19 protein-coding genes and 2 tRNA genes are annotated in these 20,523 nt (G+C 62.3%); 12 read left to right on the plus strand and 9 right to left on the minus strand.

Annotation, left to right across the window (positions count from 1 at the left end; translation table 11 throughout):
• Positions 1 to 71: 71 nt before the first annotated feature.
• Positions 72 to 500 carry a cupin domain-containing protein gene (locus tag G4D79_RS16310; RefSeq protein WP_228232653.1) on the plus strand — a complete coding sequence of 143 codons (429 nt, stop codon included), beginning with the start codon at positions 72 to 74 and terminating at the stop codon, positions 498 to 500.
• Positions 501 to 504: 4 nt separating this feature from the next.
• Here the strand turns inward: G4D79_RS16310 and G4D79_RS16315 are convergent, their stop codons facing one another.
• Positions 505 to 912, minus strand: coding sequence for a globin (locus G4D79_RS16315; protein ID WP_003944464.1), 408 nt, complete (start codon positions 910 to 912; stop codon positions 505 to 507).
• A 182-nt stretch (positions 913 to 1,094) separates the two neighbouring features.
• On the opposite strand from G4D79_RS16315, the gene G4D79_RS16320 reads away from it, so the two are divergent.
• The 3 genes from G4D79_RS16320 (at position 1,095) to G4D79_RS16330 (ending at position 2,641) form a co-directional block, all read left to right on the plus strand.
• Positions 1,095 to 1,793: an HNH endonuclease gene (locus G4D79_RS16320; RefSeq protein WP_003944465.1), complete on the plus strand. Its 699-nt coding sequence runs from the start codon at positions 1,095 to 1,097 to the stop codon at positions 1,791 to 1,793.
• A gap of 118 nt (positions 1,794 to 1,911) precedes the next feature.
• Positions 1,912 to 2,175: a hypothetical protein gene (locus tag G4D79_RS16325; protein WP_007730943.1), complete on the plus strand. Its 264-nt coding sequence runs from the start codon at positions 1,912 to 1,914 to the stop codon at positions 2,173 to 2,175.
• A complete protein-coding gene (locus G4D79_RS16330) occupies positions 2,162 to 2,641 on the plus strand; it encodes a DUF5130 domain-containing protein (RefSeq protein ID WP_003944512.1) in 480 nt (159 codons plus the stop codon). Before G4D79_RS16325 ends, G4D79_RS16330 begins: the two co-directional genes overlap by 14 nt.
• A gap of 71 nt (positions 2,642 to 2,712) precedes the next feature.
• Here G4D79_RS16330 and pepN read toward each other — a convergent pair whose 3' ends face one another.
• Both pepN and G4D79_RS16340 read right to left on the minus strand, forming a co-directional pair.
• Positions 2,713 to 5,292, minus strand: a complete 2,580-nt coding sequence (pepN, locus tag G4D79_RS16335; RefSeq protein WP_099698199.1) for an aminopeptidase N — start codon at positions 5,290 to 5,292, stop codon at positions 2,713 to 2,715.
• Between the two features lie 65 nt (positions 5,293 to 5,357).
• The gene (locus tag G4D79_RS16340) at positions 5,358 to 6,593 is read right to left on the minus strand and encodes an NAD(P)/FAD-dependent oxidoreductase (RefSeq protein ID WP_099698200.1); all 1,236 of its coding nucleotides are present in this window, start codon (positions 6,591 to 6,593) and stop codon (positions 5,358 to 5,360) included.
• A gap of 166 nt (positions 6,594 to 6,759) precedes the next feature.
• Here G4D79_RS16340 and G4D79_RS16345 point away from each other — a divergent pair, with 166 nt between their 5' ends.
• A complete protein-coding gene (locus G4D79_RS16345; RefSeq protein ID WP_003944541.1) occupies positions 6,760 to 7,383 on the plus strand; it encodes a DsbA family protein in 624 nt (207 codons plus the stop codon).
• Here G4D79_RS16345 and G4D79_RS16350 read toward each other — a convergent pair.
• Entirely contained in the window at positions 7,371 to 8,207 is an 837-nt protein-coding gene (locus G4D79_RS16350) for a M48 family metallopeptidase (RefSeq protein WP_228232720.1), read from the minus strand. The genes G4D79_RS16345 and G4D79_RS16350 overlap by 13 nt on opposite strands.
• 142 nt (positions 8,208 to 8,349) lie before the next feature.
• On the opposite strand from G4D79_RS16350, the gene G4D79_RS16355 reads away from it, so the two are divergent.
• Complete coding sequence (locus tag G4D79_RS16355; protein WP_003944571.1) at positions 8,350 to 8,823, plus strand: ribose-5-phosphate isomerase; 474 nt, start codon at positions 8,350 to 8,352, stop codon at positions 8,821 to 8,823.
• Positions 8,824 to 8,838: 15 nt separating this feature from the next.
• Complete coding sequence (locus G4D79_RS16360) at positions 8,839 to 9,636, plus strand: Fpg/Nei family DNA glycosylase (RefSeq protein ID WP_050654623.1); 798 nt, start codon at positions 8,839 to 8,841, stop codon at positions 9,634 to 9,636.
• On the opposite strand, the gene G4D79_RS16365 is transcribed toward G4D79_RS16360, so the two are convergent.
• Together G4D79_RS16365 and G4D79_RS16370 are read right to left on the minus strand one after the other, a co-directional pair.
• The gene (locus tag G4D79_RS16365) at positions 9,633 to 10,409 is read right to left on the minus strand and encodes a hypothetical protein (RefSeq protein WP_050654637.1); all 777 of its coding nucleotides are present in this window, start codon (positions 10,407 to 10,409) and stop codon (positions 9,633 to 9,635) included. The genes G4D79_RS16360 and G4D79_RS16365 overlap by 4 nt on opposite strands.
• A 194-nt stretch (positions 10,410 to 10,603) precedes the next feature.
• Positions 10,604 to 10,677 (minus strand) — tRNA-Gly (locus G4D79_RS16370).
• A gap of 408 nt (positions 10,678 to 11,085) precedes the next feature.
• Here G4D79_RS16370 and G4D79_RS16375 point away from each other — a divergent pair.
• From G4D79_RS16375 to clpX, 5 genes are all read left to right on the plus strand, one after another.
• A tRNA-Pro gene (locus G4D79_RS16375) sits at positions 11,086 to 11,159 on the plus strand.
• 132 nt (positions 11,160 to 11,291) lie between these two features.
• Complete coding sequence (tig, locus tag G4D79_RS16380; RefSeq protein ID WP_007730958.1) at positions 11,292 to 12,665, plus strand: trigger factor; 1,374 nt, start codon at positions 11,292 to 11,294, stop codon at positions 12,663 to 12,665.
• Between the two features lie 216 nt (positions 12,666 to 12,881).
• Positions 12,882 to 13,469, plus strand: a complete 588-nt coding sequence (locus tag G4D79_RS16385) for an ATP-dependent Clp protease proteolytic subunit (RefSeq protein WP_007730960.1) — start codon at positions 12,882 to 12,884, stop codon at positions 13,467 to 13,469.
• A gap of 48 nt (positions 13,470 to 13,517) precedes the next feature.
• Complete coding sequence (locus tag G4D79_RS16390; RefSeq protein ID WP_003944539.1) at positions 13,518 to 14,180, plus strand: ATP-dependent Clp protease proteolytic subunit; 663 nt, start codon at positions 13,518 to 13,520, stop codon at positions 14,178 to 14,180.
• A gap of 332 nt (positions 14,181 to 14,512) precedes the next feature.
• Positions 14,513 to 15,793 (plus strand): ATP-dependent Clp protease ATP-binding subunit ClpX, encoded by a 1,281-nt coding sequence (clpX, locus tag G4D79_RS16395; RefSeq protein WP_003944582.1) that lies wholly within the window; start codon positions 14,513 to 14,515, stop codon positions 15,791 to 15,793.
• Positions 15,794 to 15,910: 117 nt separating this feature from the next.
• On the opposite strand, the gene G4D79_RS16400 is transcribed toward clpX, so the two are convergent.
• The 3 genes from G4D79_RS16400 to G4D79_RS16410 all read right to left on the minus strand — a co-directional run bounded on the left by G4D79_RS16400 (position 15,911) and on the right by G4D79_RS16410 (position 20,407).
• Complete coding sequence (locus tag G4D79_RS16400) at positions 15,911 to 17,248, minus strand: MFS transporter (protein WP_003944496.1); 1,338 nt, start codon at positions 17,246 to 17,248, stop codon at positions 15,911 to 15,913.
• A gap of 190 nt (positions 17,249 to 17,438) precedes the next feature.
• Positions 17,439 to 19,661, minus strand: coding sequence for a glycoside hydrolase family 3 C-terminal domain-containing protein (locus tag G4D79_RS16405; protein WP_099698215.1), 2,223 nt, complete (start codon positions 19,659 to 19,661; stop codon positions 17,439 to 17,441).
• A gap of 71 nt (positions 19,662 to 19,732) precedes the next feature.
• Positions 19,733 to 20,407 (minus strand): TetR family transcriptional regulator, encoded by a 675-nt coding sequence (locus G4D79_RS16410; RefSeq protein ID WP_007730968.1) that lies wholly within the window; start codon positions 20,405 to 20,407, stop codon positions 19,733 to 19,735.
• Between the last annotated feature and the right edge of the window lie 116 nt (positions 20,408 to 20,523).

Here is a 20,523-nt window from a genome sequence, read left to right on the forward strand (position 1 = left end):
ACACCATGTGGCAACTTTGGTGTTACTGCTGGGGGAGAAGTATTCGGGAATTCAACCAAGGGGGCTTGGCCTTGACTTTGTCGGCAATCGAAGCGGTCAGTTTGGATCATGTACTGCTCGAAGATGATCCGATCAACCGCGACTGGATAATCTTCGGCACACCGGTTGCACGGTCAGCGCAATGGTCGGCGAGTAAAGACGGGACCACGACTACACACGTCTGGGATTGCACGAAGGGTCGCTTCCGCTGGTACTTCCACGCGGACGAAATCGTGCACATCATCGAAGGGTCGGTCACCGTTCAGGCCGACGGAATCGCCGAGCGAACCCTGAGTGTCGGCGATGCCGCACTCTTCCGTGCGGGCAGTTGGTCGGAGTGGGAGGTCGAAGAGTACGTGCGCAAGCATGCAATCTTGAGTTCGCCCCTGCATCCCACGGTGTCGTTCGGGGTACGAGCAGCCCGCCGGGTCGCGCGCGTGTTCAGGCCGAAGGCTAAGTAGACGGTCAGATAGCGGAGTTCACCATGGACGCGGCAGCCATCTCCATGTAGTCGATCAACTGCTTGCGGTGCACCGGGCTCAGAGTCTTCTCGTCGATGGACGCGATGGCGACGTGCATGCACCGCAGCCACGCATCACGCTCGATCGGGCCGATCACGAATGGATTGTGGCGCATCCGCAGACGCGGGTGTCCACGCTCCTCCGAGTACGTGTGCGGTCCGCCCCAGTACTGCTCGAGGAACATCCGCATCCGCCGCTCGGCCGGGCCGAGGTCGGCCTCGGGGTAGAGCGGGCGCACAACCTCGTCCTTCGCGACTTCTTCGTAAAATCGCGCGGTGAGCTTGTGAAACGTCTCGGCTCCGCCGACGGCGTCGTAGAAGGTCTGCTGCACGTCGTGCTGTACGTCATTCATGGCAAGTTCCATTGTGCCTGACGGCCGTAGTGGTCGGTTTCCGGGTCGACGACGGTTGTATCGAGTCGGAGTGCGTACCCATTCACCGGAAATTCACCGGCCGTCCTGGCAATTTTGTTCGAAATGGGAGTGCGTAACGCGATCATCCGTGGTCAACTTGGGGGCAGTCTCCCGGAGGTCGTATGAAGAACCGACATGCTGCACGCAATCACCGACAACTCCAGCCCACTAGCGCGCGGAACGACCACGCGTTAGGGGCTGTTCTGGAAGTTGTTCCTGACGGGTTCGCGCACACTGCCGACCCACTCTTTTCCGACGAGCATTCTCACCTCGAGATGTTCCCTCCCGATCGCGTCGTCCCCGAGTGGGTGAAACGTCGGGTGCTACTGCTCAACGTCACGTACGAACCGCTGACCGCCCTTCCTGCCAGGCGCGCGGTCGTACTGATGGCCTGCGGCAAGGCCGATACCGTCCACGAGGACGAACAGGGCCCGGTAGTCCATTCCGCGGACTGGTCGGTGCAGGTTCCCTCGGTCATTCGATTGCGCACCTACGTGCGCGTTCCATATCGCGCCCGCATCCCCATGACTCGTGCCGCGCTGATGCATCGTGACCACTTCCGATGTGCGTACTGCGGAGCCAAAGCCGAAACCATCGACCACGTCGTTCCTCGCAGCCGAGGTGGCGGGCATTCGTGGGAGAACTGCGTCGCGTGCTGTGCCCCCTGCAATCACCGCAAGGCCGACAAGATGCTCAGCGAACTCGGATGGACCCTCCGTGCGGAATTGGTCCCGCCGTCCGGACCTCACTGGCGTCTGCTCGCGGCGACCAAGGAATTGCATCCGGCGTGGATGCCGTATCTCGGCGTGGGCGCAGCCTGAGCAATGTGTCGGCGTGGGCGCAGCCTGAATTGATTTCTAGCGTCACCGAAACGAAATTGCCCGAGAATTTGTGGCCCTGACGCTTTCCTTCCTGGCGTTCTGGGCTACGTTATCTGGTGTGAGCATTCTCGAGGTAGTACTGATATACGTTGGGATTCCGGCCTTGATCACCGCGTTCTTCGCGGCTGCGTCCTTCCTCGGGAAGAAGACGCCGGGACCGGTTCCGCCGGCGTTCCATCTCGGTGAGTCGTGGGATCACGCTCCCGTGCTGTGGAGTGCTGTCGACGAGGTCACCGTTCGCGGTGGCCATCACGGCAGTGCACACGCAATCGAAGCCGGTTCGGCTGATCTGATCGGAGGGTCCGCAAGTGGCAAGTGGTGATCATTCGACCGCGCTCGCAGTAGCGCCCGAGGACCTGCCCGTCGGCAGCGTCGTCACGTCCAGTGGACGCGTATCCGGTGTGCATCGCATTGGCGAGCCGTTCACCGACGATCTTCCGTTCGAGACCATGGATCTGGTCGCGCTCGACGTCGCGATGACCGAAGCGACGCGGGCCACCAAGGTGCGGTTCAACGCGTACGTCGGTGATCTCGGTTCTGATCCGGCAGCGGGTGCCGACGCATTGTTCCCGACCACGCCCGAAGCCGAGCGTTCCGTCCTGATCGCCGTTTCGCCCAACCAGCGCACCGTCGAGGTTCGCAGCGGTCGGGCAATCGCCGATCGGGTCACCGATCGTGTTACCCAGCTCGGAGCAACGGCAGCTGTTGCATCCTTCAGTGAAGGCAACCTGATCGACGGACTGATCAGTGCCATCCGCGTTATGGCAGCCGCAATTTCAGCGCCGTAACTGTTTGTCAGACACAGGCCGGTGCCCGCGTCGATTCGTGAGAATCGACGCGGGCACCGGCCTTTCGCATGTCAGCTCGCGTCGAACTTTCGTGCTGCGAGTGAACGAACCACGCCGGCCTGGCCTTCGACGACCAGGCGACGCAACGCGGGAGGGATGTCGCCTTCGAGGAACCGGTCTGCTGCCGCTACGGATTCGTCCGAGATCGACCACGACGGGTACAGCCCGATGACGACCGTCTGTGCCACTTCGCTCGAGCGTCGTTCCCACACCGCCGCGATATCGGCGAAGTAGCGGGAGACGAAGGGCTCGAGCAATTCGTCCTGGCCTTCGCGAGCGAACCCGCCGATGATCGATCGCGCGGTGATGTTGGGCACGGAGTCGTCGCCGATGACCTTCGCCCAGACCTCTTCCTTGACAGCGGCCTGCGGACGTCCGGCCGCGGCCGCCGCGGCTTGACGAGCGCCCGCAGCGGTCGGGTCACGCTGAGCTTCGGCGTCGATGAACGGAGTTGTGGTTCCTTCGGCGTCGATCTCACCGGCGGCCGCGAGTGCCCCGACGATGCGCCAGCGCAGGTCCGTGTCGACGATCAGGCCGTCGAGCCCAACGGTGGAGGGATCGGCGTCGAGCAATTCGCGCAGTACCTCGGTGTGCCACGGGGAGAGTGCTGCGCCGGTGAGTGCGTTGACGAATGCCAGCTGGTGGTCGGACCCGGCCTCTGCCTCACGTGCGAGTTCGAGCAACCGATTGGCGAAGCTCGCCGCGCCTTCGGCCTCGGCCCAGGCCGGATCTGCGTAGGAGCCGATGGCGGTTTGGGCTTGGAGCAAGAGACGTTGCACCACACCGACTTCGGTCTCCGAACTGATGCCGCGCTCGACCAGCGCGACGAAGTCGCGTGCCTTCAGTTCGGCTTGACGGGTCATTTCCCACGCTGCCGACCAGACCAGGGTGCGGGGGAGTGAGTCGGTGATGTCGCCGACCCGCTCGATCGCCGTCGCCAACGATTCGGGATCGAGTCGCACGGAGCCGTAGGTGAGATCGTCGTCGTTGACCAACACGAGTGCACCGCGGGCGACGCCGACAAGTTCGGGGACATCCGTGCTTTCCACGGCATCGAGGTCGAGTTCGACGCGATGGCTTCGCACCAACTTGCCGTCGACGTCGTCGTAGATTCCGATGGCGATCCGGTGGATTCGACGCTCCCCGGCGCCTGGTGCAGCACCGTCCTGCAGGACGGCGAAGCGGGTGAACTTTCCGTCTGCGTCGACATCGAAGTCGGGGCGCAGGATGTTCAAACCGGTGGTCTTGAGCCACTGCCGACCCCAGTCGGAAAGGTCACGGCCCGAGGACTTTTCGAGTGAGCCCAGCAGATCGTCGAAGGTTGCGTTTCCGAATGCGTGCTCACGGAAGTACTCACGCAGTCCGGCGAGGAACGGCTCGAGTCCGACGTATGCCACCAACTGCTTGAGGACGCTGGCGCCCTTCGCGTACGTGATGCCGTCGAAGTTCACCTCGACGGCGGCCAGGTCCGGAATGTCCGCGGCAATCGGGTGCGTCGACGGCAACTGGTCCTGGCGGTACGCCCACGACTTCTCGACGTTGGCGAACGTCGTCCAGGCGTTCGCGTACTCCGTGGCCTCGGTCTGGCACAGGACCGAAGCGAAGGTCGCGAACGACTCGTTGAGCCACAGGTCGTCCCACCACGCCATCGTGACGAGGTCGCCGAACCACATGTGCGCCATTTCGTGCAGGACCGTTTCGGCACGACGCTCGTACGAGTAGCGGGTCACCTTGGAACGGAAGACGTAGTCCTCGAGGAATGTCACGGCGCCGGCATTCTCCATCGCGCCCGCATTGAATTCGGGGACGAAGAGCTGGTCGTACTTGCCGAAAGCATAGGGAACACCGAAGTTGCGGTGGTAGAAGTCGAATCCCTGCTTGGTCTCGGTGAACAGTCGCTCCTCGTCCATGAACTCGGCCAGCGAAGCGCGGCAGAAGATTCCGAGCGGGATGTCGCCGTGCTCGTCGGAGTAGTTGTCGGTCCACTGCGCGTAGGGACCGGCGATGAGCGCCACCAGGTACGTGCTCATCTTCGGGGTGGTCCTGAAGACGTGCTTGCCTGGATCGGCGGCAAGGGTCTCGACGACCGCGGAGTTGGAGATGACCTTCCACGACGTGGGAGCGGTGACGCGGACGTCGAACGTGGCCTTGAGATCAGGCTGATCGAAGCACGCGAACATGCGCTTGGCGTCGGCCGTCTCGAACTGTGAATAGAGGTAGACGGAGTCATCGGTCGGGTCGACGAATCGGTGCAGTCCCTCGCCGGTGTGGGAGTAGATGCAATCGGCCTCGATGACCAACTCGTTGTCGGCAGCGAGGTCGGGCAGGCTGATGCCCGTCGACTCGTCGTAGCCGGAGACGTCGAGCGCGGTGCCGTTGAGGACCGCGGAATGGACTCTGGCCGCGACGATGTCGATGAAGCTGCTTGCTCCGGCCGTGGCGGTGAACGTGACGGTGGTCTTCGAGGAGAACGTCTCCTCGCCGGGTGCGTCTTTGCCGTCGGTGAGATCGAGTTCGATCAGGTAGTTCTCGACGGTCAGGATTGCTGACCGTTGCGCTGCGGTTTCGCGTGTCAGGTTCGGTGCGACCACAAAGATCTCCTCGTAGATGGTGCGGATCTATTACGTCCATCCCATCACGAAGAGAACGACTTCACTCAAGCGGACACTTCTGCCAGCGGAATCTCCGGGTCGGCCAACCGCTCCGGATCGACGGGACGCGAAGACGCGACCAATTCCTTGATGGCGTCACCGGCATCCCAGATGTTCACGTTCATGCCGGCGAGCACCTTGTTCGCGGAATCGAGCCAGAATGCCAGGAACTCGCGCTTGTCGACGTCGCCGCGAGTGACGACACGGGAGTAGCCGCCGTGCGGTGCGTGACCTACGTATTCCATTCCGAGGTCGTACTGATCGGTGAAGAAATACGGCATGCGTACGTACTCGGCGGGCCGTCCCAACATGGTCTCTGCGGCCGTCTCGGGTTGGTTGAGTGCGTTTGCCCAGTGCTCCACCCGAATTCGTGCATTCAGAATCGGATGCTGTGCGGCCGCGATGTCACCCACTGCGACCACGTCGGGGTCGCTGCTCTGCAGACCGGCGTCGACGAGAACCCCGTTCTCGACGTCGATACCCGCCTCCGATGCCAACTCGGTGTTCGGCAATGCGCCGACAGCGATCAACACGGCGTCGGCCGGAATCACGGTTCCATCGATCAAAGTGACGCCCGAGGCGTGACCGCCGTCGACAGCGATTGCGGTGACGTCCGTGCCGGTGCGTAAGTCCACCCCGTTCTGGCGGTGCAGTGCGGCGAAGACCTCACCCATTTCCGGGCCGAGGGTCGATTCGAGCGGAAGTCCGGCATGCTCGAGCACGGTGACGTCGACGTCGAAACCGCGAGCCGACGCGGCAATTTCGAGGCCGATCCAGCCGGCACCGATCACGACGAGCTTCTTGTCGGCGGCCAGGGTGCGCAGCAGCGCGGCGGCCTGATCGACTGTTCGCACGTAGTGAACGCCCTCGGCGTCGGATCCCGGGATGTCGAGGCGCCGCGACCGCGAACCGGTGGCCAAGGCGAGCTTGTCGTAGCTGATCGTGGAACCGTCCGGAAGTGACACGGTGTGCGCAGCGGGGTCGATGGCCGTTGCCGTCGTTCCCGGGCGAAGATCGACGCGATGGTCGCGAAACCACTCGCCGTCGTGGACGGTGAATTCGGGGAGTGTCTTCTTGCCGGCGAAGAACTCTTTCGACAGCGGCGGACGCTCGTACGGGAGGTGGTCTTCTTCACTCAATACGGTGATCTCACCGTCGAAATCTCTGTCACGCAGGGCTTCTGCGATCTTTGCGCCCGCGAGCCCGCCGCCGACGATCACGAATCTCCGGTTGGTGCTCATTACTGAACCACTCCTTCGTACTCGTTTCTTTTCGACACTACTGCGATCGGGAGGTGGTTCGGGGGAAAGCGCGGGAAGGATTGCGGGTTCATGATTGTTGGCAGAACGGGAGTATGTCCCCGAACTGATATGACCTGACCGACATGAACTGATAGGGAGTTTCTTCGTGAGCGCAACCTCGAGCAAGACCACGGACACTGCTGACTTCTGGTTCGATCCGCTCTGCCCGTGGTGCTGGATCACCTCACGCTGGATTCTCGAGGCCCAGCAGGTACGCGACATCGAGGCCAAGTTCCACGTGATGAGCCTTGCGGTTCTCAACGAGGGCCGTGACCTTCCCGACGAGTACCGGGAGATGATGACCAAGGCCTGGGGCCCGGTCCGTGTCGCCATCGCTGCAGCGCAGCTGAAGGGTGATGAGATCCTGCTGCCGCTGTACACGGCTATGGGGACGAAGATTCACAACGAGGGCAACAAGGACTTCGCCGACGTCATCAAGTCGTCCCTCGCCGAGGTCGGCCTGCCACCTGAACTGGCCGAGGCCGCCGACACCGACAAGTACGACGAGGCTCTGCGCGAGAGCCACCACAAGGGCATGGACGCCGTCGGACCCGACGTCGGAACCCCGACGATCCATGTCAACGGCGTGGCGTTCTTCGGCCCCGTGCTCTCACGCATCCCGCGCGGCGAGGACGCAGGCAAGGTGTGGGACGGCGCAGTAGCGCTGGCCGGCTACCCCCACTTCTTCGAGCTCAAGCGGACCCGCAACGAGGATCCTCAGTTCGACTGAGCGGCAGTGAGCGCCGGATTTCGGTAGAGCTGGCCCGGCCGGAAGAACAGATGCCCTGAGTGCGTGCGGTTGCGAAGCGCAGCCGCACGCCAGGTCAGCACCGGATGCGACGACAAGATGTTGACGAACCACGGGAAGAACCCGGATTCGAGTGTCGCCCGATCGGCCAGTTCGTCGAACCCGACCAGACCCACCAGATACTTTCCCGCGCCGAGGACGCCCATCGCGCCCGGTGCACCCTGCGGACGCATGTGAAAGCCGAAGTTGTCCGCCGTGTACTCCATGGAACGCGACAGCGAAGATCCGATCACCGGAATGTAGTTCGACGCGAACTGTCCCCACTGGCGCCAGTACGACGCATGCCCGGCAGCGATGTGGCCGACCTCGTGGCCGATGATGAATGCGAGCGCATCGGGCTCGCGTGCCTGCCCACCGACTTCGAACAGGTCGCTGTAGACGACGACGAAACGGCGAAATCCGTGCCCCGACGCGAACGCGTTGATCCGTCCGTTCCCCAGCACGACGTAGGCATCCGGCGGAGTTTTCATGCCGAACCGTGCCGCAGCCTCGGCAACGAGCTGATACCCCTCCGGAAACTGTGAAGGCGTCATCTTGATTCCGTTGACCTGTTGCGATCCGTACAGCTGACCTCGCGCAAGGAACAGCAGGATCGGAGCCGCGAGCACCACGAGGATCCACGTCGACAGATCACCCGCAGCGATCAGAACGATCGCCACCACATAAGTGACGACCGTCGTCAGCACCGCGAGCACGAGTAGCGGGATTTCCCACGGGTGGCGAACGGCGTCACTGCCCGGTGACATACGAAGGGCGGGTGCAGCGGCCTGGCCGTTGACGGGGTACATGGGCACCACGATAGGTGTGCTCGCGCGGCGATGCGTGTTCCTGAAAGTGTGACGTCGACCCGGGTGCGCCCGGCTGGTCGGGCCTGAGAGAATTGTCGCCATGCGCGTATACCTGGGTGCCGACCATGCCGGATTCGAACGTAAGAACGAGATCATCGAACACCTGAAAGCGAACGGCCACGAGGCCATCGACTGTGGTGCTCACGAGTACGACGCCGTGGACGACTACCCGGCTTTCTGCATCGAAGCCGCAAAGCGCGTCGTCGCCGACGAGGGCAGCCTGGGAATCGTCCTGGGTGGCAGTGGCAACGGCGAGCAGATCGCAGCGAACAAGGTTCCCGGCGCACGGTGCGCCCTCGCTTGGAGCGTCGAAACGGCGAAGCTGGCACGTGAGCACAACAACGCTCAGCTGATCGGCATCGGCGGACGTATGCATTCCCTCGAGGAATCGCTTGCCATCGTCGACGCTTTCCTCGCCACCGCATGGTCGGGTGAAGAGCGCCACCAGCGTCGTATCGACATCCTGTCCGAGTACGAGAAGACCGGCGTCGCACCGGCTCTGCCGCAAGCCTGATCCGAAAGTTGTTCCGTGCCTGAAGGTCATACCCTGCACCGGCTGGCACGGTTGCATGCCCGCAAGTTCGTCGGTTCACCGGTCCGCGTCCTCAGTCCGCAAGGCAGATTCGCCGAGGACGCGCGCCTGGTGGACGGACACGTACTCACGTCCTCGGATGCCTGGGGAAAGCACCTCTGGCACACGTACGACAACGGTCTGACAGTTCACGTACACCTCGGGTTGTACGGAAAGTTCACCGACGCCACCCTGCCGATGGAAGAACCGGTAGGCCAGGTCCGGATGCGAATGGTCGGTGCCGACTTCGGCACCGACCTTCGTGGTCCCACCGCCTGCGAAGTCCTGCTACCTCCTCAGGTCGCCGCGATCGAGGCCAGACTCGGGCCGGACCCACTGCGCCGCGACGCGGATCCAGAGAAGGCCTGGTTGCGAATCTCCAAGTCCAAGACGGCAATCGGCGCCCTGCTGATGGACCAGGCGGTCCTGGCGGGTGTCGGCAACGTCTATCGCGCCGAACTTCTCTTTCGTCACGGAATCAACCCTGAACGACCGGGGAATCTCGTCTCTCACGGCGAGTGGACCGCCATGTGGGCAGACCTAGTCGAATTGATGAAAGTCGGCGTCAGACGGGGGAAGATGCACGTCGTTCGCGCCGAGCACGACAACGGAGATCCGGCGTACGCGAAGGATCGTCCGCGTACCTATGTCTACAGAAGAGCAGGATCGCCGTGCCGCGTGTGCGGCACACCGATCCTGCATTCCGTCATGAAGGCACGAAACCTGTTCTGGTGCCCGGTGTGTCAGTCGGCTTAGAAGTCGAAGCCGCCGAAGTCCCCGCCGCCCCCGAAATCCATTCCGCCTCCGTCGCCACCAGACCAGTCGCTTCCGCCGTCAGCGGTGTAGTCCGTGTTGTCGATACTTCCTTGGTCGGCGCCGGGATCACCGGCGTCCATACCCTGATCTCCCGAGTCACCGGAGCCTGTGTCGGCGCCGGGATCGCCACCCTGGGCGAAGGCCTCTGCGCCGTAAGGAACCCCGGCCATGCCGGAGAACATGGTCGAGAACAGCATCATCGAACCCAGACCCCAGGCGCCGGCGACGAGTGCAGGCTTCCACCAGGGTTCGGAGTACCAGCCGGCCGGGACCGGGCGTCCGGCGACTCGGCCACCGGGGTAGTAGTTGGGTGTGTGCGACGACGGATTGGGTGATGCGGCGACCTTGCGGCCCTCGAATTCGACCTCACGGTCTTCGGTGACCGAACCGGCAGCCTTCTGTCCGTCGATGGAAGGAACTTCCGGTCCCGGATCCATGCCCATCGCCACCCGTGCCGCGCGGATGTAGTAAAGCCCTTCCAGTGCAGTCTGTTTCGCGAGACGTGCTTGGACCGGCGTTGCGGCCTGATCGATCTGCGAGCCTGCGGCGTTGTACCGTTCGGCCGCGTCGGCGAGGGCTTGGCGCGACGCGTCGTCACTGCCGGTCAGGTTGTAGACCTGACCGCCGAGGCGTTCGATCGCCTGCCGGGCATCGGCTTTCGCATCGTCGAGTTGTGTTGCGCTGTGGCCGGAACCGCGTTGCTGGCTTTTCATGACCAGAAATACGACTACGGCCAGAACGACGAGTATGAGAAGAATCGTGGTCACGAGTGGCCTCCCGAGCAGAATCGATCCGGACAACTCCAGGATACGGACCGCAGGGGAGTGGTCTGAGTGGACAAAGTCGGAATACAAAAAATCCGCACCGGCTGGGCCGATGCGGATCTTTTGTGGAGTTTCCCTCCTGATGGAGGGGATGACGGGAATCGAACCCGCGTGATCAGTTTGGAAGACTGAGGCTCTACCATTGAGCTACATCCCCGTGCATACGACAACTCGGGATCGCCGTGTTCGTCGTCTGCGATACGAAACTGTACCCAATGCCCCACCGGATTTCATAATCGGGGGGTCGGAGAAGTTCGAGACCGTCGTTCACCTGGGGAATTGGCGAATGGCTCGGCGAGTCGGGGTGTCTCGGCCGCAGGCGCGACTTCTGATTCCGGCTCTGAATGGCAGTTGAGGCAAGGCTGTATGTGGCTGCCGTATGTGGCTGCCGTCGGATGACATACTGACGGGGTCGACAGCCGGGCCGTGTACAAATGGCGGTCGGGTTCGTGAGAGAGTAGTGAGCGCGATAGGGTTGTGCGCGGTCACCGATGGTGGCTGCCTTTGTGGCCCGCTGTCTTAGTGGCCTCGGATGGCCGTATCGTGTGTTTCATGTGATCGGAAACGGGATGTAGCGCAGCTTGGTAGCGCATCCGCTTTGGGAGCGGAGGGTCGCAGGTTCAAATCCTGTCATCCCGACAAGTACGTACATGGCACTTCACCTCCAGTAAGTCCGGGAGTGAAGTGCCGCGCCAGACAGCAGTACCGAACACACAGCAGTACCGATTCAACACAAGTTGTGAGCAAGACCAGACGAAGGAGCGAAGTTTCGTGAAGAGCACCGTCGAGCAGCTCAGCCCGACGCGAGTCCGTATCAACGTTGAGGTGCCCTTCGCGGAACTCAAGTCTGATTTCGACAAGGCCTACAAGGCCCTCGCGCAGCAGATTCGTCTCCCCGGCTTCCGTCCCGGCAAGGCTCCGGCCCGCCTCCTCGAAGCGCGTGTCGGTCGCGGCGCTGTGCTCGAGCAGGTCGTCAACGACGCTCTGCCGTCGCGTTACTCCGAGGCTGTCACCAGCGCCGGCGTGAAGGCCATCGGCCAGCCCGAGATCGAGGTCACCAAGATCGAAGACGGCGAGCTCCTCGAGTTCACCGCCGAGGTCGACGTGCGCCCGGAGATCGAGCTCCCTGACTTCAGCTCCATCAACGTCGAGGTCGATCCGATCGAGATCACCGACGAAGCTATCGAAGAGCAGCTGCTTTCGCTGCGTCAGCGTTTCGGCACCCTCACCGGCGTCGACCGCGCAGTCGAGGACGGCGACTTCGTCTCTATCGATCTGTCGGCCACCGTCGACGGCGAGAACGTTGCCGAGGCAACCGCGAGCGGACTGTCGCACGAGGTCGGTTCGGGCCAGCTCATCGAGGGCCTCGACGAAGCCATCATCGGCCTCAAGGCGGGGGAGTCCAAGGACTTCACGTCGACGCTGGTCGCCGGCGAGTACGCAGGCAAGGAAGCTGTTGTCACCGTGACCGTGCAGACGGTCAAGGAGCGCGAGCTTCCGGCTGAGGACGACGAGTTCGCTCAGCTCGCCAGCGAGTTCGACACCCTGGAAGAACTGAAGGCTGACCTCCGTGAGCGCGTCGCACGCGTCCGCAAGGTCGAGCAGGCCGGTCAGATCCGCGACAAGGTTCTCGAGCAGCTGCTCGAGACCGTCGAGGTTCCGTTGCCGGAGGCTGTCGTCAAGGCTGAGGTCGACGCTGCACTGCACGACGCCGTTCACGGTCTCGATCACGATGAAGAGGCACTGAACAAGCTTCTCGAAGAGCAGGGCAGCAGCCGCGAAGAGTTCGACAAGGATGCACAGGAAGCCGCTGAGCGCTCCGTCAAGACGCAGCTCTTGCTCGACTCGATTGCCGATGCGGGCAACGTCACCGTCGGTCAGGACGAGCTCACCGAGCGCATCCTGTTCCAGGCGCAGCGTTACGGTATGGCTCCTGAGCAGTTCATCCAGCAGATCCAGCAGGCCAACCAGCTCGGCGCCGTCTTCGCAGACGTCCGTCGTGGCAAGGCTCTCGCGTCCGTCGTCGAGTCGGCCGGTGTCAAGGACACCTCCGGCGCAGTTGTCGACACCGCGGAGCTGTTCGGCAGCAGTGAGGCCGAAACCGAAGCGGACGAGTCTGATTCCGCCGAGAGCGAAGACAAGTAAAAACGCAGGCGGACGGGTGTTTTCACCACGATCGACTGCACTGAGTTTTCCGCTTTGAGCGAAGTAGGGCGGCACCGGGACTCCGGTGCCGCCCTACTTCGTTACTGTCTGTGTCAGTAGAAGTGTTTCGCATAGACGATCCACCGCACAAGTAGATCCACATAGAAGGCAGGTACCGTGACTTCCAATCACCTGGAGACTTTGCAGAGTCCCGCCATGACTTCAGCGACCGCTGGGTTGAACCTCAGCGACTCGGTGTACGAGCGCTTGCTGCGAGAGCGCATCATTTTCCTCGGTACCCAGGTCGACGACGACATCGCCAACAAGCTGTGCGCACAGATCCTGCTGCTCTCGGCCGAGGACCCGACGCGAGACATCTCGCTCTACATCAACTCGCCCGGTGGATCCGTGACCGCAGGTATGGCGATCTTCGACACGATGCAGTTCGCCGAGTGCGACATCGCCACCTTCGGCATGGGCCTTGCGGCGTCGATGGGTCAGTTCCTGCTCTCGGCAGGCACCAAGGGCAAGCGCTACGCGCTGCCTCACGCCCGCATCATGATGCACCAGCCGTCCGCCGGTATCGGTGGTTCCGCCAGTGACATCGCGATCATGGCCGAGCAGTTCAAGCACACCAAGCGCGAAATGGCCGAGCTGATTGCTCAGCACACCGGCCAGACGGTCGAGCAGATCACCGCGGACTCCGATCGTGACCGTTGGTTCACGGCGAAGGAAGCTCTCGAGTACGGCTTCGTCGACCACGTCGTCTCCCGTGCGAATCAGGCCGGCGGCACCGGCAACTGAGCCGGTTCGCCCATCCTTTCGCTGCCCAATTCATACTTTGGAGAACTGATGACCAATCTTTTCGGAGCTAACTCGCTGGGCGGCCAGGCGCCGTCGGGCCCCCAATCGCGTTACATCCTGCCCCAGTTCACGGAGCAGACCAGCTACGGCGTCAAGACGTCCGACCCGTACAACAAGCTGTTCGAGGAGCGCATCATCTTCCTCGGCTCGCAGGTCGACGACGTGTCCGCCAACGACCTCATGGCGCAGTTGCTGGTTCTCGAATCGCAGGATCCGGACCGCGACATCACGATGTACATCAACTCGCCCGGTGGTTCTTTCACCGCGCTGATGGCGATCTACGACACGATGCAGTACGTCCGTGCCGACATTTCCACCGTCTGCCTCGGTCAGGCTGCTTCGGCAGCTGCCGTGCTTCTGGCCGGCGGTACGCCGGGCAAGCGCTTCGCGCTCCCCAACTCGCGCATTCTGATCCACCAGCCGGCTACGGGCGGCATCCAGGGTCAGGTTTCCGATCTGGAGATCCAGGCTGCGGAGATCGAGCGTATGCGTCGGCTCATGGAGAGCACGCTGTCGCTGCACACGGGTAAGGATCCGGAGACCATCCGCGTCGACACCGATCGCGACAAGATCCTCACGGCCGAGCAGGCCAAGGAGTACGGCATCATCGACGACGTGCTGGCTTACCGGAAGCTCAGCGCACAGAAGTAGTCGATTTCCGCCTCGTGTCGAGGATCTGTTACCCGATTCCCGACACGAGGCGGACACGTCGAGAAGTGCCTGGTGGAGCGCTTGCCAGGCTGAAATCTCGACTCTTTTCTTTTTTATCCGCAGACGAAACGCCGAGAACAGGTCGACCCCGTTCGGGATCTGCGGGTACCGTCACTTCACGGGCTGGTTCTCGACCGGCGTTCTGCGATTGTTCGACCAGATTTGTTCGATCAGTTTGTCTGATCTGACAACTACCGAAGTACTGCGGAGCGTCTCGACCGATCGAGTGGCGGCGAGTGCACGTACATGATGGAAAGTAGGGACCTCACGAGATGGCACGCATCGGCGACGGCGGGGATCTGCTCAAGTGCTCTTTCTGCGGTAAGAGTCAGAAGCAGGTCAAAAAGCTCATTGCAGGACCCGGGGTGTACATCTGCGACGAGTGCATCGACCTCTGCAACGAGATCATCGAAGAGGAATTGGCCGAATCGAGCGAGGTCAAGCTCGACGAGCTTCCCAAGCCTGCGGAGATCCGAGAATTCCTCGAGAACTACGTCATCGGTCAGGACTCCGCCAAGCGGACGTTGGCCGTGGCCGTCTACAACCACTACAAGCGCATTCAGGCCGGCGACAAGGGCCGTGACGCGCGGGGTGAGACGGTTGAGCTCGCGAAATCCAACATCTTGATGCTCGGCCCCACCGGCTGTGGCAAGACGTATCTCGCTCAGACTCTCGCGAAGATGCTCAACGTCCCGTTCGCCATCGCTGACGCGACGGCGTTGACCGAGGCCGGTTACGTCGGTGAGGACGTCGAGAACATTCTGCTCAAGCTGATTCAGGCAGCCGACTACGACGTCAAGCGCGCCGAGACCGGAATCATCTACATCGACGAGGTCGACAAGATCGCCCGTAAGAGCGAGAACCCGTCGATCACGCGTGACGTGTCCGGCGAAGGTGTTCAGCAGGCGTTGCTGAAGATCCTCGAAGGTACGCAGGCAAGCGTCCCGCCGCAGGGTGGCCGTAAGCATCCACACCAGGAATTCATTCAGATCGACACCACGAACGTGCTGTTCATCGTCGCGGGCGCTTTCGCAGGTCTCGAGCGGATCGTCTCCGATCGTGTCGGTAAGCGCGGTATCGGATTCGGTGCCGAGGTTCGGTCGAAGGCCGAACTGGATACGGTCGATCGTTTCGCCGAGGTCATGCCGGAGGATTTGATCAAGTTCGGTCTGATTCCGGAGTTCATCGGCCGACTGCCGATGATCGCGTCGGTGACCAACCTCGACAAGGAATCGCTCGTTCAGATCTTGTCGGAGCCCAAGAACGCTCTCGTCAAGCAGTATCGTCGCCTGTTCGACATGGACGGCGTCGAACTCGAGTTCACCGAAGAAGCGCTCGACGCTATCGCCGATCAGGCGATCTTGCGTGGAACCGGCGCTCGTGGCCTGCGCGCCATCATGGAAGAGGTTCTTCTTCCCGTGATGTACGACATTCCCAGCCGTGACGACGTCGAAAAGGTGGTCGTCACCGCGGAGACCGTCAACGACAACGTACTTCCGACCATCGTTCCGCGTAAGCCGGAACGTGGCGAGCGTCGCGACAAGACGGCGTAGAACTTCAAAACGACTGTGGCCCGGTATCTCTCGCGAGATGCCGGGCCACAGTCGTTCGCGCAACACAGTGGTTCGCGCAACACAGTGGTTCGTGCAGGGTGTCTGTGGGGTGGTCGGTTAGATCGGGTTGCCGAGCTCCTTGAGGGGGGTGCGGAACGTCTCCTTGGCGGTGAACGCCGAGATCGCGCAGATGACGCAGGCCACCGAAGTCAGAATGGCAACGGGCATCCAGTGTGTCTTGTCGCCGCCCATGAGGGCGTTGCCGATGGCGGGGGCAAAGCCTGCGAGGGCGAAGCCGACCTGGGTGCCGATCGCAATGCCCGAGTAGCGGACCTTGGTGTTGAACATCTCGGAGTAGAACGACGGCCAGATGGCATTCGGGGCAGCGTAGAAGACGGACATCAATCCGATTGCGGCGAGGAAGATCAGGGGAACGTTGCCGCTGGCGATTGCGCCGAAGTACACGTAGATGAACACCGCGCTACCGAGGGCGCCACCGATGAACAACGGCCTGCGACCGATCCGGTCGGAGAGCATCGCCCAGGCGGGCTGACTGAGCAGGGCTACGGCGTTGGCTGCGATGGCAACCCAGAGCATGGTCGACTTCGGAATCCCCACTTCTTCGGTGGTGGCGAAAGCGAGACCGAAGACGGAGAAGATGGTCGAGACGACGGCGATGAAAGCGCAGCAGATCACGCGAATCAGATTTGCGCTGTGGGTGCGAAGAAGATCGGCAACAGGCAATTTGGCGACGGTCTTGGATTCCTGCTGCTCGGTGAACTCTTCGGGCTCTTCGAGCTTGAGACGCATGATGTATGCCGCGACCAGAACGATCAGGCTGCCCCAGAACGGGATTCGCCAACCCCACGTGTAAAGGATGTCGTCGGGGAGCGCGGCGATGGGCAGGAATACGAGGCTGGCGAGGATGAAGCCGGCCTGGGTGCCGTTGAGGGTCCAACTGCAGAAGAACGCGCGTCGGCCTTCGGGGGCGTGTTCGAGCGTCAGTGAGCTGGCACCGCTCTGTTCACCGGCAGCGGAGATGCCCTGGGCGATTCTCATCAGGACGAGAAGGATCGGTGCAAGAACTCCGATCGAATCGGCGCTGGGAATACATCCGATGAGGAAGGTGGCTGCGCCCATCAGAATGAGCGTGAGCAGCATGATCTTCTTGCGGCCGACGCGGTCACCGAAATGGCCGAGGACTACAGCGCCGAGGGGACGCGCGACGTACGCGACACCGAAGGTGGCCAGCGAAAGTAGAGCCGCATGCCCGCTGTCCGGGAAGAACACCGTGGGGAAGATGAGCGCAGCGGCGGAGGCGTAGATGTAGAAGTCGTAGTACTCGAGCATGCTGCCGAGAAACGACGACGTTGCGGCGCGCTTGACCTTGGTCGTATCCGGCCTTGCCAAGGATCCCGCCTCGGGCCCGGACGGTGTAACCGTGCTAGCTGACATGCTCATCTCCTGGGTGGAAGCGTCGTGGAGGCTCTACATCCGCCGATTGTGTTCGTATAAAGAACGTCTGTGCGGAGAGCGATACAAGGAATGTAACCGACGCCACAGCAACTACACAAGATTATTAACCAAATAGTTCATAAAAATCTACTGGCGGTCACGCTGCTCGTCGAAACCGCAGTTCAGAGAGTTAGGAGGCCGGCTGTGCTGCGGCCGCCACCAACTGCTCCACCTGTTCCTCGGTGATCCCGAGGCCGAAGGTGGCGAGTTTTCCGAGCGGCATCGAGCCTGCGAGTGCCATCATCTCGGGGCCGACCGCCTGTGCACCGTCGCCCGCTGCGGCAGCCATGGCGGCGCCGAGAACTGCGCTGCCGACGGGATGGGCGAGCCATTCGCCGATGGTCGACATGGCGTCGAGCGTGCCGACGCCGACGTTCCCGGCCAGGGTGATCGTGTCGGTGGTTGCGATGTCCCGAGACGAGAAGCCGACGCGGATCTCGTAGTCGCCAGGTTCGATCGCCCAGTCCTGCGCCGCGACGGACCAATAGGCAAATGCCCTGGTGTCGAGCGTGATGGTCACAGTCGCGGATTCGTCGGGGTCGAGGTGGACCTTGGCGAAGCCCTTCAATTCCTGCGCGGGTCGATCGATGCTTGCCGAGGCGTCGTGGACGTAGACCTGAACGACGGTGCTGCCCGATCGGTCGCCGCTGTTGCGCACGGTGACGGTCACTTCGGCGGAGTTCTCACCGGCCTCGACGGAGGTATCGGTGATGTCGAAGGTGGTGTAGCTCAGCCCGAACCCGAACGGGTACGCCACTTCACGCAGTGCGGAGTCGTAGTAGCGGTATCCCACGTACAGGCCTTCGCCGTAGCGGACGTGCTGCTGTGATCCCGGGAAATGCAGATACGACGGATTGTCTTGGAGGCGAAGCGGAATGGTCTCCGTCAGGCGGCCGGACGGATTCGTGATGCCGAACAGAAGATCGGCAATCGCCGAGCCGCCCGCCTGGCCGAGTAGCCAGCCCTCGAGGATTGCGGCGGCATGATCCTTCCAAGGCTCGATCGCAACCGCACCGCCGTTGGCGAGCACGACGACCGTGTTCGGGTTCGCGCCGTGGACCGCTTTCAGCAGGGCGATCTGGTCAGCCGGCAGTTCGATGTCGGTTCGGTCGAATCCTTCGGATTCCGTGGCGGACGGTAGTCCGAGGAACAGCACCGCGACGTCGGCGCGGCGTGCGGCGTCGACAGCCTCGGTGACCATGTCGTCGTCCGGAGTGCCGTCGAAGGTGAAGCCCGGTGCGAAAGTGACGCGGTCGGCGCCTTCGAGGTCGAGGATCGCGTCCAAGGCATTGTCGAGCTTGGTCGGGACCACCTGTGAACTGCCGGCTCCCTGGTACCGCGGGCTGCACGCGAATTCGCCGATCACCGCGACGGTTTGCCCGCCGGGGGTCAGCGGCAGTAGTTCTCCGTCGTTGGCCAGCAAGACAGCGGACTCCGCTGCAGCGGTCCGCGCCAGTTCGTGGTGACGCTCGACGTCGTACGTGTGGCCCTCGGTGCGCGCGGCGGCGGTGCGTGCCACCAGCGTCGCCAGGCGCTCGGCGGCAGTGGTGAGCACTGATTCGTCCAGGTCGCCGCCGCGCACGGCGTCGACGATCTGGGTATCGGTTCCGGTCGGCGGCATTTCCAGGTCGAGGCCCGCGGCGAGTGCCGCCACGCGGTCGTTGACCGCTCCCCAGTCCGAAACGACGAGGCCGTCGAAGCCCCACTGTTCGCGGAGTACCTCGGTGAGCAGCCAATGGTTCTGGCTCGAGTACACACCGTTGATCTTGTTGTACGAGCACATGACCGTCGTCGGGGCCGCGGTCTTGACGGCGTATTCGAAGCCGGCCAGATAGATCTCGCGCAGCGTCCGTTCGTCGACGTCGGCACTGACTCTCATCCGGTCGTGTTCTTGGTTGTTGGCAGCGAAGTGCTTGAGCGAGGTTCCGACGCCGCGAGACTGGATGCCGGTGATCAGCGCTGCCGCGACGCGGCCGGAGAGGAATGGGTCCTCGGAGACGTATTCGAAATTCCTGCCACACAAGGGTGATCGTTTGATGTTGATGCCTGGGCCGAGGAGGACCGAGACCTGTTCGGCTTTGGCCTCGTCGCCCAGAGCCTCACCGACCTGGCGGATGAGGTCGAGGTTCCACGACGAGCCCAACCCGACCGCCGGTGGGAAACATGTCGCTGGAATGCTGTGGCCGAGTCCGAGTGCGTCGCCGCCCTCGGGTTGTTTCCGGACTCCGTGCGGACCGTCGGTCAGGAGTATCGATTCGATTTCGGGAACGGACTGGCTGTGCCAGAAATCCGAGCCCGACGTCAACGACGCCTTCTCCTCGAGTGAAAGCCCGTCTACGTAATTCTCGGTCACGTCATTCCTCCCGGTGGCAGCTGTGAGTTCCACTCACCACCGTAGGGGGATTTTTCGGACTTCGGGGTGGGTCAGGACGGCGCCTTCGAGGTCAGGAAGGCAACAACCATGTCGCCGAGCATGGTTCGAAGATGCTCACGATGCGTCGAGTCGGTCAGGTCGCGGTCGAAGAGCGCTTTGAAGGTGTAACGATTGGCGATACGAAAGACGCAGTAACTGCTGATCAACATGTGAATATCGAGAGCATCTACGTCGGAGCGGAATGCTCCCGACTGCTGTCCGTCGTGGAGGATCTGCGAGACCAGGTCGGCGGCGGGGGCGCCGAGACCGCTGAGTAGCTCGGATTTCTCGATGTGCTCACCGCGGAGCATGTTCTCGTTGGCTACCAGCCGAATGAAGTTCGGGTGTTGTTCGTGGTGGTCGAAGGTGAGTTCGGCCAAGGCGCGGACTGCTGCCGTGGGTTTCAATCCCTCGAGGTCGAGTTCACGTTCCTGCGCACGAATGACGCTGTACGCGTGTTCGAGGACGGACTTGTACAGCCCTTCCTTGTCGGTGAAGTAGTAGTAGATCATGCGCTTGGTGGTGTGAGTCTTGGTTGCGATCTCGTCCACTCGGGCGCCGGCAAAGCCTTTGTCGGCAAACTCCTCGGTGGCGACGGCGATGATGTTCACCCTGGTCAGATCGCTGTTTCGGCGTCGTTTCTCCGGCTTCGACACCACGGAGTTCACTGACTGCTCGGAAACCATGTGCTCACTCTATCTGTCAGCAGTTTGTCGACTTTGCTTGTCGAGTCCGCGTCGGGGGAGTAACGTCCAGTGAACTAACTCACTAGTTCGTACATTAGTTTCGAGCGTCAACCCCG

Origin of the sequence: Rhodococcus sp. WY5 (assembly GCF_018588185.1) — a bacterium.
Classification (GTDB): Bacteria; Actinomycetota; Actinomycetes; order Mycobacteriales; family Mycobacteriaceae; genus Rhodococcus_F; species Rhodococcus_F qingshengii.

What these genes read in the sequence shown, in the direction of transcription:
- G4D79_RS16385 (WP_007730960.1), top strand. Translation starts at nt 12,882, where the DNA reads ATGACTTCAGCGACCGCTGGGTTGAACCTCAGCGACTCGGTGTACGAG.
- G4D79_RS16365 (WP_050654637.1), bottom strand. Translation starts at nt 10,409, where the DNA reads ATGAAAAGCCAGCAACGCGGTTCCGGCCACAGCGCAACACAACTCGAC.
- G4D79_RS16400 (WP_003944496.1), bottom strand. Translation starts at nt 17,248, where the DNA reads ATGTCAGCTAGCACGGTTACACCGTCCGGGCCCGAGGCGGGATCCTTG.
- clpX (WP_003944582.1), top strand. Translation starts at nt 14,513, where the DNA reads ATGGCACGCATCGGCGACGGCGGGGATCTGCTCAAGTGCTCTTTCTGC.
- G4D79_RS16320 (WP_003944465.1), top strand. Translation starts at nt 1,095, where the DNA reads ATGAAGAACCGACATGCTGCACGCAATCACCGACAACTCCAGCCCACT.
- G4D79_RS16350 (WP_228232720.1), bottom strand. Translation starts at nt 8,207, where the DNA reads ATGTCACCGGGCAGTGACGCCGTTCGCCACCCGTGGGAAATCCCGCTA.
- G4D79_RS16355 (WP_003944571.1), top strand. Translation starts at nt 8,350, where the DNA reads ATGCGCGTATACCTGGGTGCCGACCATGCCGGATTCGAACGTAAGAAC.
- G4D79_RS16390 (WP_003944539.1), top strand. Translation starts at nt 13,518, where the DNA reads ATGACCAATCTTTTCGGAGCTAACTCGCTGGGCGGCCAGGCGCCGTCG.
- G4D79_RS16315 (WP_003944464.1), bottom strand. Translation starts at nt 912, where the DNA reads ATGAATGACGTACAGCACGACGTGCAGCAGACCTTCTACGACGCCGTC.
- G4D79_RS16340 (WP_099698200.1), bottom strand. Translation starts at nt 6,593, where the DNA reads ATGAGCACCAACCGGAGATTCGTGATCGTCGGCGGCGGGCTCGCGGGC.
- G4D79_RS16410 (WP_007730968.1), bottom strand. Translation starts at nt 20,407, where the DNA reads ATGGTTTCCGAGCAGTCAGTGAACTCCGTGGTGTCGAAGCCGGAGAAA.